General features: G+C 55.0%; 16 protein-coding genes. 5 read left to right on the top strand and 11 right to left on the bottom strand.

Annotation, left to right across the window (positions count from 1 at the left end; genetic code table 11):
* The first annotated feature begins 5 nt into the window (after window positions 1-5).
* On the top strand, window positions 6-1,328 hold the full coding sequence (locus tag B7994_RS08535; protein ID WP_088638044.1) for a sigma-54-dependent Fis family transcriptional regulator: 1,323 nt from the start codon (window positions 6-8) through the stop codon (window positions 1,326-1,328).
* Here B7994_RS08535 and B7994_RS08530 read toward each other — a convergent pair.
* The 3 genes from B7994_RS08530 to B7994_RS08520 are packed head-to-tail and all read right to left on the bottom strand — an operon-like array spanning window position 1,321 to window position 3,814.
* The gene (locus B7994_RS08530; RefSeq protein WP_088638043.1) at window positions 1,321-2,064 is read right to left on the bottom strand and encodes an ABC transporter ATP-binding protein; all 744 of its coding nucleotides are present in this window, start codon (window positions 2,062-2,064) and stop codon (window positions 1,321-1,323) included. The two genes, B7994_RS08535 and B7994_RS08530, sit on opposite strands and share 8 nt — an antisense overlap.
* The gene (locus B7994_RS08525; RefSeq protein WP_088638042.1) at window positions 2,061-3,044 is read right to left on the bottom strand and encodes an iron ABC transporter permease; all 984 of its coding nucleotides are present in this window, start codon (window positions 3,042-3,044) and stop codon (window positions 2,061-2,063) included. The genes B7994_RS08530 and B7994_RS08525 overlap by 4 nt, the downstream gene beginning before the upstream one ends.
* Before the next feature lie 8 nt (window positions 3,045-3,052).
* The gene (locus tag B7994_RS08520) at window positions 3,053-3,814 is read right to left on the bottom strand and encodes a hypothetical protein (protein WP_144063815.1); all 762 of its coding nucleotides are present in this window, start codon (window positions 3,812-3,814) and stop codon (window positions 3,053-3,055) included.
* Between the two features lie 105 nt (window positions 3,815-3,919).
* On the opposite strand from B7994_RS08520, the gene nspC reads away from it, so the two are divergent.
* The gene (gene nspC, locus B7994_RS08515) at window positions 3,920-5,047 is read left to right on the top strand and encodes a carboxynorspermidine decarboxylase (RefSeq protein ID WP_088638040.1); all 1,128 of its coding nucleotides are present in this window, start codon (window positions 3,920-3,922) and stop codon (window positions 5,045-5,047) included.
* Window positions 5,044-5,454 (top strand): tRNA (adenosine(37)-N6)-threonylcarbamoyltransferase complex ATPase subunit type 1 TsaE, encoded by a 411-nt coding sequence (gene tsaE / locus B7994_RS08510; RefSeq protein ID WP_088638039.1) that lies wholly within the window; start codon window positions 5,044-5,046, stop codon window positions 5,452-5,454. Before nspC ends, tsaE begins: the two co-directional genes overlap by 4 nt.
* Window positions 5,455-5,457: 3 nt before the next feature.
* Here the strand turns inward: tsaE and B7994_RS08505 are convergent, their stop codons facing one another.
* A complete protein-coding gene (locus B7994_RS08505) occupies window positions 5,458-6,108 on the bottom strand; it encodes a hypothetical protein (protein WP_144063814.1) in 651 nt (216 codons plus the stop codon).
* Between the two features lie 154 nt (window positions 6,109-6,262).
* Here B7994_RS08505 and B7994_RS08500 point away from each other — a divergent pair, with 154 nt between their 5' ends.
* Entirely contained in the window at window positions 6,263-7,063 is an 801-nt protein-coding gene (locus B7994_RS08500) for a hypothetical protein (protein WP_088638037.1), read from the top strand.
* A gap of 66 nt (window positions 7,064-7,129) precedes the next feature.
* Window positions 7,130-7,693: a manganese efflux pump gene (locus B7994_RS08495; protein WP_088638036.1), complete on the top strand. Its 564-nt coding sequence runs from the start codon at window positions 7,130-7,132 to the stop codon at window positions 7,691-7,693.
* 14 nt (window positions 7,694-7,707) lie between these two features.
* On the opposite strand, the gene ribD is transcribed toward B7994_RS08495, so the two are convergent.
* The 7 genes from ribD to B7994_RS08460 all read right to left on the bottom strand — a co-directional run bounded on the left by ribD (window position 7,708) and on the right by B7994_RS08460 (window position 14,812).
* Window positions 7,708-8,958: a bifunctional diaminohydroxyphosphoribosylaminopyrimidine deaminase/5-amino-6-(5-phosphoribosylamino)uracil reductase RibD gene (gene ribD, locus B7994_RS08490; protein ID WP_088638035.1), complete on the bottom strand. Its 1,251-nt coding sequence runs from the start codon at window positions 8,956-8,958 to the stop codon at window positions 7,708-7,710.
* Entirely contained in the window at window positions 8,958-9,410 is a 453-nt protein-coding gene (locus B7994_RS08485; RefSeq protein ID WP_233143126.1) for a rhodanese-like domain-containing protein, read from the bottom strand. The genes ribD and B7994_RS08485 overlap by 1 nt, the downstream gene beginning before the upstream one ends.
* A gap of 22 nt (window positions 9,411-9,432) precedes the next feature.
* Window positions 9,433-10,725 (bottom strand): hypothetical protein, encoded by a 1,293-nt coding sequence (locus B7994_RS08480; protein WP_144063813.1) that lies wholly within the window; start codon window positions 10,723-10,725, stop codon window positions 9,433-9,435.
* A 40-nt stretch (window positions 10,726-10,765) separates the two neighbouring features.
* Window positions 10,766-11,533 (bottom strand): hypothetical protein, encoded by a 768-nt coding sequence (locus B7994_RS08475; protein ID WP_088638032.1) that lies wholly within the window; start codon window positions 11,531-11,533, stop codon window positions 10,766-10,768.
* Window positions 11,517-12,929 (bottom strand): lamin tail domain-containing protein, encoded by a 1,413-nt coding sequence (locus B7994_RS08470; RefSeq protein ID WP_144063812.1) that lies wholly within the window; start codon window positions 12,927-12,929, stop codon window positions 11,517-11,519. The genes B7994_RS08475 and B7994_RS08470 overlap by 17 nt, the downstream gene beginning before the upstream one ends.
* Before the next feature lie 72 nt (window positions 12,930-13,001).
* Complete coding sequence (locus tag B7994_RS08465; RefSeq protein ID WP_088638030.1) at window positions 13,002-13,922, bottom strand: M23 family metallopeptidase; 921 nt, start codon at window positions 13,920-13,922, stop codon at window positions 13,002-13,004.
* A 128-nt stretch (window positions 13,923-14,050) separates the two neighbouring features.
* Window positions 14,051-14,812, bottom strand: coding sequence for a Nif3-like dinuclear metal center hexameric protein (locus tag B7994_RS08460; protein ID WP_088638029.1), 762 nt, complete (start codon window positions 14,810-14,812; stop codon window positions 14,051-14,053).
* Window positions 14,813-14,964 lie beyond the last annotated feature (152 nt).

The following is a 14,964-nucleotide window of genomic DNA, read 5'->3' as shown; positions in this document are numbered from 1 at the left end:
ACGCGATGTCCTCTATCGACTTCTTCACAAAGGAAACAGACACGTCCTCGTTCATCCTGGACGTTCTTTCCTCTGTGGACTATTCGGTAGAAACACATAGCGACGCCACACCCAATACTCCAATCGCATCTATAGTTATCTGGGACCTGGATTCCTTCCAGGACGAAAGTATCGCCGCGCTCGCGCGCGTGCGTTCTCTCGCCCCTGACTCAATGATCCTCGCCTACGCAGAAAATCCGGAAAAATATTCCGGCATTCCCGGCAACCTCTACGACATTTTGCTCTCGGTCGAGGCGCTTCGCCTGCACCTGATGAGCAAGATTGCAAAGCTCAAGGAAATCCAGAGCGCACGCCGCATATTCACCGAACGCATGAGCCACCTCGTAGGCAAAAGCGAATCGATGAAGAAGCTCCGCAAAACGGTAGAACGCGCCATCCTGCACACAGGCCCCGTACTCATCCAGGGAGAATCGGGCGTCGGCAAGGATCTCGTGGCCCGCGCCATCGCCTGCATGTACGACAAGTTCGTCGTCGTGAACTGCAGCGCCATTCCCGACACGCTTTTCGAAAGCGAACTCTTCGGGCATACGCGCGGCGCGTTTACCGGAGCGCAGAACGAACGCATCGGGCTCTTTGAAGACGCAAACGGCGGTGCCATATTCCTGGACGAAATCGGCGACATGCCCCTGCACGCCCAGGTCAAATTGCTGCGCGTTATCCAGAACCAGGAAATCCGCCCCATCGGCGCCAACAAGACTCGCCATATCGACGTGCGCATTATTGCGGCAACAAACCGCGACCTGCGCGAAGAAATCGCCGAAAAACGCTTCCGCGAAGACCTCTTCTACCGGCTGAACGTTATCCCGGTATCGCTATCACCCCTGCGCGAACGCAAGGAAGACGTCGAAGATTTGGCCAACTACTTTATCCGCCAGTACGCACCCGCAGGTGAACCGTACACACTCTCGTCCGACGCCCTCGCAAAGCTCGAGGCGCACGACTGGCCCGGCAACATCCGCGAACTCGAAAACGTCATCCAGCGCACACTTTGCTTCACCGACCCCGGCACCATTACGGCAGATGACCTGCAAATCGAGGAAATGGCCTCGCACCCGCAATACCAGGGCAAAGGCACGGCAAATTCCGAAATCAAAAGTTACTTACAATTCCAGGAAAAACAACTGGATGAAGAACGCGAGTTCCTCAAGGCGAAAATCCGCGAATGCGACGGCTCCATAAGCCTCGCCGCCGAACGCATGGGCCTACTGCGTACCACGCTGTACAACAGGCTCTCCCGCCTCGGCATCAATGTAAAGAATCTCAAGTAGCAGGCGCGAACGCCCAATCCAAAAGGCCTTCGGCGCGCGCACTGCCGGCAGGCGACACACGCACACGCCCGCCGTTCACGACCATAATGCGGTCGCCATAGGTTTCCGCATACTCTATGGAATGTGTCGACACCACGACGCCCATCTTGCGCGAAACCGCAAGTTCCTTGAGCGTGCGGAACAGCGCATGGCTACGCGGGATATCCAGGAACGCATTCGGCTCGTCCAGGAGCATCACGTCTACCTGCTGGGCCACGGCCTCGGCCAGGTACACTCGGGTGCGTTCGCCGTCGCTCAGTTCCGCGACCGGGCGACTTGCAAACTTTTCAACGTCGAGCAGGCGCATCGATTCAACAATCACGCGCTCGTCTTCCCTACTCCGGCCATCGAGAATTCCCGAATAAGGCGTGCGGCCAAGGCCAACAAACTCTAGCACTGTCATGCGGTCAGGCGGTTGCACGCCCATGCGCACGAGCGCGACCTTCTTCGAAAGTTCCATCAGGCTCCAGCCACCTTTGCGGTCGTAGACATCCTTGCCGCAAATTTCGACATTGCCTGCAAGCGGGGGCAACAGGCCAGCGAGGACTTTCAGGAGCGTGCTCTTGCCGCAACCGTTCTCGCCCATCAGGGCAACGACCTCGCCCGCTTCCAAACCGAAATCAAACGCCGACGCAAACGCATTGTCTATGCCTGCATACCCGAACTGTAACCCACGCACGTCAAGCACGTTCATCATAGAGCCCTCCCGTTCCGGTTGCCGTGCAGGAGTACATACAAAATAACAGGAACGCCTATAATGCTCAACACCGCATTGAGTGGCACCGACACCGGGAAAAGCCCAGCGACAAGCGCAAGGAGAGCGCCACACAGCGATGCCGCAGGCAATAGCACACGGTGGTTCGTTGTGCGGAAAAGCATAAAGGCCAAGTGCGGGACGGCAATACCTATAAACGCCACCGGGCCACAGTAGGCAGTCGCAGCACCGGCAAGGATGCTCGAGCCGAGCAGCACGCAGATGCGCGAACGCCCAACACGCACGCCGAGCCCGCGCGCAAAGTCATCGCCCATGTGAATGGCGTTCAGGTAGCGCATCGAACTCACCACCAGCACAAGCCCGACAAGGACTGCAATGGCAAAGCCGGGAACAGCCCCAAGCGTGAGCCGCCCAAAACTCCCGAGCCCCCAGGAAACATACACCTGCAGGCTCTCGGCATCGGCCCCCGACACAAGCACGTTCACGAGCGCATTCACAAAATAGCCCACGAGAAGCCCAGCCACAAGGAGGACGGAACTATTCCTGAACCTGGACGCAAGGACCAGGACCACCTGGGTTACAAGGATCGCACCGATAGAGGCCGCCCCCAGAACCCCGAGCGCTCCGAAACCGAACCCGGCAAGAAGCGCTACCGCCACGCCGAGACTCGCTCCGCTGCTGATGCCCAGGACATATGGCCCGCAGAGGGGATTGCGGAAAACGGTCTGCAGGCAGAGACCCGAGACCGAAAGCGCCACACCGGCAAGCACGGCTGCCATGGCACGAGGGAACCGCAGTTCCCACAAAATTCTGGAATGGAAAGGTTCAGCATTGTCCGGATCAAGAACCGCAAGCGCCAAATCGCGCAGGGAAACATCCACCGGACCGGATACCAAAGTCCACGCAAAAAACACCAAGACACCAACGGAAATCATTCCGAAGCAGAGTGCGATGCGTTTCATGCGCGTCCCTATTTCTTGGATTTGGCCTTAGACTTGTCGTCTTTTTTCAAGTCTACGGAAGCCTTCTCGTCTCGGATATAGTTCTCGGGAGGAACGTTCTCGAACCCCTGGAGGGCGTTGAGCCAGTTGTCGTTCAGGTCGCGGAACTCGAGCTTTTTCAGGTTGTGCTTGAGCGTATCGCCAGCGACCCTGAAGGTCACGTAGTCCCAGCGGATAACCTGACGGTCGCGGAACACCTCACGGGTAACCATCGAGGTATCATTATCAAAACGGTAGCGAGCCTTGTAGGCGTAGTCGCCCGTCTTCTGGTAGCGGTCTGCCGAAGAATACGTGCGGGTTGCGCCATCGAGCGTATCGTTCATATTGAACACGAGTTCTGCATCGCGGAAGGCATGACCATGAGCCACAATCGGGGTGCGCCACACACCGTAGACCATGTCCTTCACCTTCTTCTGGAAAAGCGTATCGACCTTCCAGTGGTCGAAGTTACTCTTGTCATACTTGGCTCGCTGGACATACTTGCCAGCCTGGATCATCTTGCGCACGCTGTCCGCCTTCACCTTGGCAAGGCTATCGGAGTTGAGCTTCGGCGCACTGGACTGGCTAGCGCTGTTCAGTGAATCCAGCTTGTGTTGAATCATCTCGTCGAGAGTCGCCTGCGCCCCACGGGATGCGACAACAGAATCGACAGGTTGTTGAGCAAAAGACACCCCGGCGCATGCTAGGGATATGAACGCTGCAAAAAAGCACTTATGTATAGACAAAATCATCGTAATAAATTTAGTTAAAGGATAAAAAAAAAGACCCCTAAATCCAAAAAAAACGGCAAAAAAAGCATACTACACAAATTAGTCCAACAATTTTATATTTGTGGCATGCTCGATTACACCCAAGTCCCCAGTCCCTGCTTCGTCCTGGACGAAAAAAGACTCGTCAAAAACATGGAAATTCTGGACGATATCCAGAAAAAGACCGGAGTGCACATCATTTGCGCCCTCAAGGGGTACAGTTTCTGGAGGTCCTTCCCCCTCATCGGGAAGTACCTGCGCGGAGCCACGGCATCGAGCCTGAACGAGGCGAAGCTCGCCCGCGAGGAGATGAACAAGGAAGTCCACGTATTCGCGCCTGTCTATTCCGACGACGAAATCGACGAAATCCTCTCGCTCGCCGACCACATCAGCTTCAACAGCTTTAGCCAGTGGGAGCGCTTCAGGGAGAAGACCCTCAAGGCCGGAGTAAGCGCGGGCATCCGCGTGAACCCTGAATTTTCGACCGTCGAGACGGACCTGTACAACCCGTGCGGCAAGTATTCCAGGCTCGGGGTCACCGAAAAGGAGTTCAAACCGGAACTCTTGGACGGGATTGAGGGACTGCACTTCCACGCCCTGTGCGAGCAGGACGCCGACGCCCTCGAAGGCGTGCTGCAGGCGTTCGAGAAGCACTTCGGCAAGTACATCGACCAGATGAAATGGGTGAACTTCGGCGGTGGTCACCACATTACACGCAAGGATTACCACCGCGACGAGCTCGTACGCATCCTCAAGGATTTCATGCAAAGGCACCCGGGCGTGCAAGTCATCATGGAACCCGGCGAAGCCGTCGGCTGGCAAACGGGCGAACTCGTGGCCACGGTCGAAGATATCGTCCACAACGAAGTGGACATCGCCATCCTGAACGTCTCGGTCAGTGCGCACATGCCCGACTGCCTGGAAATGCCCTACAGGCCCATGGTCACGGGCTCCGGCATGCCCGGCGAAAAGAAATTTACATACAAATTAACAGGTTGTTCCTGCCTTGCCGGCGACCAGCTCGGGGACTTCTCTTTCGACGATCCACTCAAGGTCGGCGACAAGGTTATCTTCGAGGACATGATCCACTACACCATGGTAAAGACCACGTTCTTCAACGGGGTAAGGCACCCGAGCATCGGCAAGTTCGATTTGGAAGGCAAGTTCCACCTGCTGCACAAGTTCACGTACGAGCAGTTCAAGGACAAGCTGTGATTTTCAAGAGCGAAGAAGAGACTTACAACTGGGCCGTTGAATTCGGCAAGTCGCTCAAGGCGGGCGACATGGTCGCCCTGTACGGCAACCTCGGTGCCGGCAAGACGGTGATGAGCCGCGGCATCTGCAAAGGACTCGGCTTCGAGGGCGCAGTCTGCTCCCCCACCTACACCATCTTGCACGAATACCCGAACGACCCGACAATATTCCACTTCGACCTGTACCGCCTCGAACCCGGCACGGAACTGTACGAAGTCGGCTTTGACCACGACTACCTTGCAAAAGGAATCAGTCTAATAGAATGGCCCGAACGCCTCGAGGGCGAAACGGGCGACATCACGCATAAGATAAATATTGAGATTGTCTCGGAAAACGAACGCGAAGTGACACTCGAGACATTCGGCTAAGCGCTAAAATGCGAACTTAACGCCCATCGTGAGCATGCCAACTTGGCCCCAGCCATGTTCGAAGAACAAGGAAATCGGCCCACCGATTTCGGCACCCAGCAAAGCAAAATTGAACATAAGGTAGCTTCCACCATCCCAGAATATACCGCCGAGGCCAAAATAGGAATATAGTCTGAAGTACTTGAAATTCAAATAATTCAACTTGATTCTCGGCGTAACCGTGAACAGCGCATGTCCGGCAACAGTCGTATAGTTTGCCATAAGGCTGACTTCCATCAAATAGAACAGTTCCCAGCCCACCGCTACTGAATACGCCGTAACATCGGGTTCCTCGTCCTCATCGTGGACAAAAGCCTCAATAATTGCAGTGAACGGCAAAAATCCCACAAAGAAACTGACATTATACCGGCGTTTTTGCCAGGCATCCTCCCAGGTCTCCTCTTTCGGTTTTGCGGGCGCCTCCGTTACCGGCGAAGATTCCTTCACTGTCGCATCGGCCGTATACCCGGAATTTTCGGCACCCCCGGTTTCACTCTCCAATTCAGCAAAGGCCGCTTCTTCATTAGCGCTAGGCTCGGCGAGATCGGCCTGAGCAAAAGCGAGCGAACCGACAAGGAGCACGAATGCCATCGGATTACAAATGAAATGCTTCATCGTGAACCTCCGCGAAGAATTTTCAATAAAATAAGTTTTTATTGAAAGAAGGGGGAAACCGAAAGGCCTGGCGCACATTCCAACGTGATATATAGCACAATTCGCGCCCAATTTGCGCCAAAGGTTCTATATTTGAGCCTCAAAGGAGACACAAATGAAGAATTTCTTATTCTGCCTACTGCTTTTAGCGGGGTTTGCCGCAGCAAACTCCTGTACGGAGGCGGTGTTTAAACTTTCCAAGGGATCATTGGATATCAAAAAAGGTGAAGCCTATCACGACTCATCTTATTTCATGGAAAACTATTATAAAGAAAATCCCTGGTCCCATAAACTGTATTATACCAACGGGAAACTTGATAGCTTAGTTATGGACCCTATGGACGGAGAAAGCCTCAGAACTACTCATTACTATTGGAATATCGATGAAACAAAACTTTCTGGCAAAGGTTCAGAATTTGTCTTTTTTCAAGAAGCTTCGGGTGATACAATCGTACTTAAAGAGAAAATTTATTCCGATGGAGAATTTGAAAGTTCCACTATAGTAAAAATAACGGACTCGTATATATCCGCATTGGATGAACAAGACCATTCCTTTCAAGAATTTTTTTTCTCAAACGATACTTTATTCGAAAAATATGTTTTTGATTATGATTCTGAAAATTCTAGACCCGAAATAAGTTTTACGGTTGGCGATTCCACAAATGAATTAAAATGCTACGAATACAGAATGGAAGACGACAAGCCAGAACTATATGAGACCATAGAGATAATCAATACAGATAACGGTTATATGCTAAAATATCTAGAAGAATCATCTACGGGATATTACTTGCGCGAATTCTTCTTTGTGAAAGACGAAGGGACCACGGCAATCCAGAAGCGCTGCACACCAGCAAAGGTTTCGCCGAAGGCAAGGTACTTCGACTTGCTCGGAAGGTATAAATTTACGCGATAAATAAGAACCCCTGTCATCCTGGAGGCCAAAGGCCGATAGGACCCGACGGGCATGATGTATTAGAGAATGGGTATTATAGAAATCATAATTATCGCGATTGTCGAGGCGATGGACTGCTTCGCGGTCGCCATCGCCACAGGGCTTTCCAAGTCGGGCATCCGCTATAGCCGTGCGATGCTCCAGGCGGTGAGTTTCGGCGTATTCCAGGGCGGCATGACGCTCCTCGGGTACTTCCTCGGGAGCTTTGCCGACCGGTGGTTCGATGCCATCGGCACCCCGATTGCCTGTACCATCCTCTGCATACTGGGCGGGCGCATGATATGGAGCGCCATCCACGGGGATGCGGGTGAAGCCGAAGGTGAGCAAATCGCCGCAAAGAACCTCACCATCGCAAACATATTGCTCCTTTCGGTAGCAACAAGCATCGACGCCTTCGCTGTCGGCATCTCGTTTGCCTTCATCAAGGCCAACATGGTGCTTGCCACATCGGCAATCGCACTCGCAAGCTTTATCATGGGCGTTGTAGGCTACGAACTCGGGCGCCATGCCGCAAGGCGCTTCAAGACAAAAATTCCCGAGATTATCGCGGGGATCATACTGATTGCAATCGGCGTGAAGATGCTGTTCTAGTTTTTTCAGCGCCTTTAGGCGGATGGGTAAAAGACCGTCAGCACATCGGGGCCAATCATCGCGGATTCACGCGCAACACATGCGTCAGGCAGTTGCGGCATCGCGACACCTTCGATAGAAGAATCGACAGAGGGATCGGTGGAACGCCAAAGGTCGAGGCGGTTCCACAGCGGCGCCCCCTCGTTTTCGAACAGGAGCGAGGCAAGCCTGGCTCCAGGTTCCACCATAAGGCGGTGCATCCCGCGGCGATACAGGTCCTGCAGCATTTCACTCCATGCACCGGCAAACGATTCCGCATGCAGGCGCATGCACTCGGCCATAGAAATCAACGTAGGCTGATCCACAAGCGAATAGACAAGCGTCGGCCTGGTGCCATCGGCACTTTGTTCAGCAAACACCTTCAGATTACAGGTTTCATCCGTAGAAAATACATGATGACCGGCCCACACAACCTTTACGGGGCTATTTCCCGCCGCATACCGGACACTCAGGGAAGGGTTATCCACAAGGAGCGTTCCCGTCCCCACGAGGATGGCGTCGCTCATGGCGCGCAGTTCATGGTTCCAGCAATTGGCTCCCTGGCCCGTAATCCTAAGCGGATGCTTGAAGCCCTGTGCATCGCGGCATGCGATAAACCCGCATTCCGAAACTGCGGACTTTACTTCGACAAAAGTTTTCTTGTTGGTGACAAAGTAATCGTACGCTTCGAAGTAATGTTCAATTTCAGCAAAGACAGAGCTGCCTTCGATTTCCATTTCAGAAAGCGCTTTATTGTGCGACGCATTAAACTGCGCGGACTTTGTCCCGTAGCCGAAAACGCGGCAACCGTTCCTCGCGCTATCACCGCAACCTTCCGGGATTTCTTCAACACAGGCAGCGATACAGGCGTCCACGCCTTCGTGGACCTCGATACAGGCATCTTCGAGAACTTTCCGGCTCTTGCCGCGTACCAGAGGGTTCGGGTCTGCATGCGCGAAAAAGACTTTCGCTATACCAGCGTCGATAATCGCCTTGGTGCAGGGGGGCGTGCGGCCATAGTGGCAGCAGGGCTCAAGAGTCACGAATATGGCCGCGCCGCGGGCAAGTTCGCCCGCGTCACGCAGAGCCATCACTTCGGCATGCGCGTTCCCGGGGCTCTGCGTCCGCCCCCTCCCCACCACGATGCCGTCTTTCACGACAACGGCACCTACGGCAGGGTTAGGCCGACTAACCCCGATGGAGAAAAACGCCTGCTCTAGCGCAAGCCGCATGTAGTTTGTAATCATTAGTTCTTCGGGAACGCCATGAAGCCACCGACCACGTTGAACACACGTTCAAATCCGTTATCGATCAGCAACTGCGAAACGGCAAGGCTACGCTTTCCGCTGCGGCAGAAAATGAGCAGGTCCTTGTCTTTCGGGAATTCGGCGATACGCTGGGCTGCTTCCTGCAGCGGGATGTTCACGGAACCCGGAGCGGTGCCTTCAGCAACCTCACCCGGAGTGCGCACGTCGATAAGGGCGGCGCCAGCCTTCTGCATCTCGAGAGCCTTCGCCCAGTCGATGTTCGTAATCTGGGCCTTCGGGGCCTCCTGTGCCGGAGCGGCCTGCTGGGCAGAGGGCTGCTCTGCAGCGGGTTTTGCGTTCTGTACCGGAGCGGCCTTCTTTTCTGCATTGGCCTCATTACAGGCCATGAGCATGAAAGCCGCGCAAATTACTAGTCCAAATGCTTTTTTCATATAGTCCTCTTCTAATCAAAAATCAGGTTTCAATAACTTCGTCCGAGAAATCGCTCTTGTCCAAAAGCATGTACACGCCAAGCGCCGTATGCGTCATGTTGTCCTTCGACCTGATGGGAACGGCATTGAACATCAGCAACTTGTCGGACTGCAAGAAACTTCCCTTCCATGCGGTACTACGCCCGCTGTCGAAAACATCCGAAATGAGTTTCGTCATATATGGGAGAATCTTCCGGTTCACGACCGTATCGAGGCACTTCCCGTAAATATCCTTCGGATTCATAATCTGGAAATCCGTCGCGAAAGACTGGTTGCAGCCCTGAATATTGAAATCCCTGTCCACCCAGAAAATGCGGACGTCGGGGAACGAAAGTGCGGCCGAAAGCATGGAATCCTTGTCGCTTCCGTCACCGAAAACCGGGTTGTCGAGCACCATGTCCATACGGCGGGCAGAGCCCTGCAATACGAGCCTGTTCTCCTCGTCAGTCACGAGGCGGCCGCGGAAGCAATACCAGACAAGCGTCTTGTCGGGCCCGTAAAGGCGGACCTTGATGGTCTCGAACGGGTCGCCGCGGGAACCAAAGGTATGGTAATCCTTCACGCGGGCATTCAGGATAGAATTCAGGAGTTCGATATCGGACTCCGGCATAATCTTGCGGATATCGACATACCCCGTGGACTGCGGCACCACGCGGTGTTCCTCATCCATAAGAGGTGTCAGCAGCTTGAACCGGCGGTCTTCCACCTCATAATTCCAGAGAAAGTCTCCCGTGTTCTGCAACAGGTTGTCGAGGCGCGCCTGGATCCTCTCGCGTTCCTTGCGGTTCTCGTTTTCCTTCGATATGTTCTTGATAAAGCACACATAGTGAAATTCCTGAACCGAGACGTATTCCAGCACGGTCTTCATCTCGTACCACTGCGTACGCCCCCTCTCGCCGTTCGTACTCGGTTCGAGCTCGTGCGAAAAGACAAAGGACATGTTCTGGTGCTTTTCCACCTCGTCAAAGTACAACTTCATCCTCGCCCAGTCCTTCGACCCCAGCAGGTCCTGGAACGTACTGCCGGAACTAAGCCAACGGAAAAGCGGGTCGGACATGTACATCGGGAGGCCGTAAATAAATTCGAGTCTACGCGAAAACACGACAATAAACTCGTTCACGCTTCCGGGGAAGAACTCGTAGAGTTGCTGCTTGCGGATGCCTTCGCGGAGCAAGAAAACCGAAATGCAGAACGCCACCAGCAAGATGACGCTCAGGAAAGCAAGAACGATGACCCAGTCCATCCCCAGGTCAGCAACAGGAAGCGTTTTGTCCATACCCCCAAGATAAACAAAATAACGGGCAAAGGTATACGGGTCAGTCGAAATTCTCGCGTTTTTTCAACCTTTTCTCGAGCCATACACTGTTCCAGCCGGGCATTGAGCCCGACGAGCCGTGGTTTATGCCGGCAGAAAACCCGCCAATGCCGAAACTGACCCCGAAGGCAAAGGCAAATCCGGGAAACCTGTAAGAAGTTTCGACATTTCCCCATGCAAGATGGAGAAGCGTACCGACAGAGACCGTATTCCAGTCCGTCTGCGCGAAGGCGGAGAATATTCCGGAAGGCTCCCAGTATAGGCACGCCCAGGGGTAATCCGGAATTTCGTCCGTAAACCCGGACCATAGCACAGACAAAGTAAAACCAAAAGCCCGGCCGGAAAGTCCGGCCTTGATCCTATACCGTAGCCATGCGGCATCGCCCGGAAGCCATTCCGCATATACGCCAGCACCAGCCCCCGCAAGGACAGCTCCGTACAAAAGGGAAAACTCAAGCATCGCACCGGACTGTCTGTACAGCGAATCAAGAGCGTAATAGCCATAGAGAAATGCTCCCCTGAAACGGCGCATCTGCCACTCCCCCGCAGCCGAAAGCGCCCATTCGCCGACATCGCCCGTACGCATGTAGCCCGAGGCGCCGACAGTGGTACTGGGAAGCCTTGCCGGAGTAGTATTCCAGCCAGGCAACCCTTCCGGGGCACCCCAAACACCAAAGCCCTCCGGGACAGGAGAATCGTAGCAGGCGCCCCACGAGCAGAGCGCCATGACGAAAATGACTACGCGAGAATAATTACGGACGAAGAACAATTCCCACCACCTTTTCGAAATCGCCGAGCCTTGCGGCAACATAGTTCACGCCCTTCCGGGCACGTTCCCGTACCGGCACCTCGATCCAGACGGACGAACCTGCGGGAGCAATTCCCTTCCAGATTTCCCGGCCAGCGGAATCCAGCAAGCGAAGCGCCACATCGTCACGAGCCTCCACGCGGACCCGCAGAGGCGTACCCTTCGTACGGACTACACGCGATGAAAGAGTCATCGTGAAGGGTTCCTCGGCCCTGCTACCCGCCTTCGGGACAAAGCCTGGGGTATTTTCCGGAGCCCCCGCCAACGGGCTAAACCCGTCGGGGCACGACGCCATTCCCTTGCTCCACGAGACACTGTCCACGACCTGCGAACCAAGGCAGAGCGATAGCGAACCTCCCGTGTTGTTGAGGTAGCCTATCGGTGCCTGCACGATGCGCACGTCAGCAAACCCGAGATGCGCCCTCAGTTCCGCGGAATCCTTCGTAACGAGAATCGCCTGCAGGGGCGATATGGAATCCAGGGCTCCACCCCAGGTACCACCCCTACCGCAAAGGTGCAACTGCGATAGAGGGAACGGCGAGCGGGAGGCGTTATAGACTTCCACCCATTCGGGGACAGGTTCCGGCGGGCAATGATGGACCTCCGATACAACGAGGGGCGAGCGGCCCTCCACAAGCAGGAGCGTATCCAGCACATTGTTCAGCGGGTACTCGTCATCGGGGAGCGCGAGGTGCAGCCAGAGGCTCCCGCGAGCCATAAGCTCCAGGCGGAAACTTTCAACGACCTCAATGGAATCCTCGTACCACACTCCAGCCGACAAGTCCTGCGACCTAACCCGCAGGTCGGCACCCGGGCAACCCGTGAGCCAGCCCTCCACATGGAATACGCGACCGACCGACGAATCCGCCCCCTCCTGCCGTATGCGCACAGAGGCAAGCCCGCAATCCCGTATGCCGCTCTCGTAATCCGCATTCGCATAGCCCGGAGTCGCAGCCGCAAGCACCCAGTCGTCGGTCTCCCCGCGCCTCTGGAAAGCCTTCCCCGCCTTCGGGGTGGGCAACAGGGCAGAATCCAGGCAGGTTCCCGCCTCCAGTTTCCAGGAACTTTCACGCGAGTTCGGGAGCGACACGGCCATCACCGCACAGGCAACATCGTCTTTCGAGGGGCAAAATGCGCTGTCGTGCACCAGGATCAGCCGACTTCCCTCCGGGTAGGGAACGGCGAACGCCGCCTTGGCGTCTACAGAAAAAAAGATCGAGTCCGCCGCAAAGGACGAATCCAGACGAACCTCGACAAACTCCCCCTCTTTATCTCCAATATCCACCGGGTCCGGGAAGAACTCGACAAAGAGCGGACACGCAGTCACGGAGACCGCGAGACAAAGCAATAATTTCATGTAATCCCCCGAAGGGGCTTATCCCGCACGCCGTCCCAAGGGAACGCCGCCTAACTGGAGCGAAACGGGATATCAGTCGACCGAGTAGTCGCCTGGAAGTATGTAGGCAACGGGATTCACCGGACGGTCCCCGACCCAGACCTCGTAATGGAGATGGGTGCCGGTAGACATTCCTGTAGATCCCATGTAACCGATAATCTGGTAACGGCGGACCAGCTGGCCCGGCTTTACAAGAAGCATCTGCATGTGCCCGTAACGGGTCTTCAGGTTGTTTCCGTGGTTGATGGCCACGTAGTTACCGAAGGAAGGGCTGTTCTTCGCCTGTTCGACGACACCATCGGCAGTCGCAAATATCGGAGTCCAGCGCTCGTTGGAGATATCCACACCCTGGTGCATACGGCCGATTTCGCCGGTCACGGGGTGAATTCTCGGGCCAAACGGAGAACCGAAACGGCCGCTAGTCGGGGCAATGGAGGGAATGTAGCGCCAGCGGGACTGCTGCTGGCCCACGTATTCAGAAAGGGAGGCGAAGGCGGCGCTGTTCATTTCCAGTTTGTTCTGGATGCGGCCCGCATTTTCGCGCAGGAGCGCCATACGCTCAAAGACCGGGGATGTCTCGCGGATGAGCAGGGAATCGGGGCCGATAAAGCCACCCGTGCCCATCTCACGCGCCTCCTCGTCGGGAGGGGTCAGGGCGAACTTCGAGTGTACACGCTGCTCGTCCTTGAAGAATACCGTCGAAGTTCCGTCCAGGTACTCGAGCGTCCCCTCGATCTGGGCCATCTGCTTATCCAGGTCGATACGGGCCTTGAGCACATGGCCGAGCACGCCGTCGTATACCAGGGTCGCGGCAAGCTGCACCACCAGGAGCAGGAGCCCCACAACCACGAACGCACGGATAACCTTGTGGCCGCGGAACAAAAATTCCGGCAGACTGAGGGTCACCGACTTCGAGGAATTCTGGTAGTGTATGTTCGCCTTGATGAACTTCACGGGGGTGAAAATAGTAAATACCCTTCAAAAAAATCAACCCTGAGAAAGGTAAAACCTTCTTTTCGGGCGAAAAAGAGCATTTTTAGCCGTTCGTAAGATAATTGTAAGAAACAAACACAGTTCCCGTACTATATGGGATTGTCGATATTCACAAACATCGCGGGAATACCCAGTTCGTCCTGGATCTTTTTCGCGAGCGCCCTCACCCCGAAAATCTCGGTGCGGTGATGCCCGCAGGCTAGCAGGTTGAAGCCGGCCTCCTCCACGGCGATGGCTGTCGGCTCCTTGATTTCGCCCGTAATGTAGGCGTCAGCACCTAGAGCAATGGCTTCATCCACACCCGAGGCTCCGCCCCCGCTGCAGATGGCGACCTTCAGGATTTCCGTTTTACCGTAAAGGAGCGAAGCCTGCACCCCGTTTTCAAAGACCCCGCAGGCCAAATCCACAAGACCTTCGCGTGGAACAGGTTTGCCAAATTCCCCCACGACACCCACATCACGTTCCCCCTCGCGCATGAACCCAGCAAGGTTTACGAGACCAAAGGCCTTCGCGATAAGGGCGTTGTTCCCGAATTCCGGCTGCCCATCCAGCGGCAAGTGGTAGCCATAGAGCGATATGCCATTCTGCATCAGGCGGCGCATGCGTTCACCGAACTTGCCGACAAGCACGCGGTTTTCGCCATTCCAGAACCCGTTCGGATGGTGCACGATGATGCAGTCGGCCTTGTTTTCGATGGCGGCATCGATCAGGCGATCACGAAAAGACACCCCCGTCACCACGCGGGTCACTTCCGGGGAACCCTCCACACAGAGGCCATTCACGCAATAATCCTTGAACGCCTGCGGTTCAAGCAGGCCAGCCAGCCAGGTAGAAAAATCTGTTATTTTCATGGAACAAACCCTTTGCTGCTCAATATAACAAAAAGCGCGACATAAGGCCCCGCGCATGGTAAAAAACAAGTTTACATTGTGCTTGGTAAAAGGGCTAGATTGATTGTATTTATAATATTACGTGTTTTTTCCGCAGAGTAATCTATTTTTTA

This window comes from Fibrobacter sp. UWR2, assembly GCF_002210285.1.
Taxonomy (GTDB): domain Bacteria; phylum Fibrobacterota; class Fibrobacteria; order Fibrobacterales; family Fibrobacteraceae; genus Fibrobacter.
The sequence above is the reverse complement of the archived record's forward strand: the minus strand, read 5'-3'. Positions and strand labels throughout refer to the sequence as shown.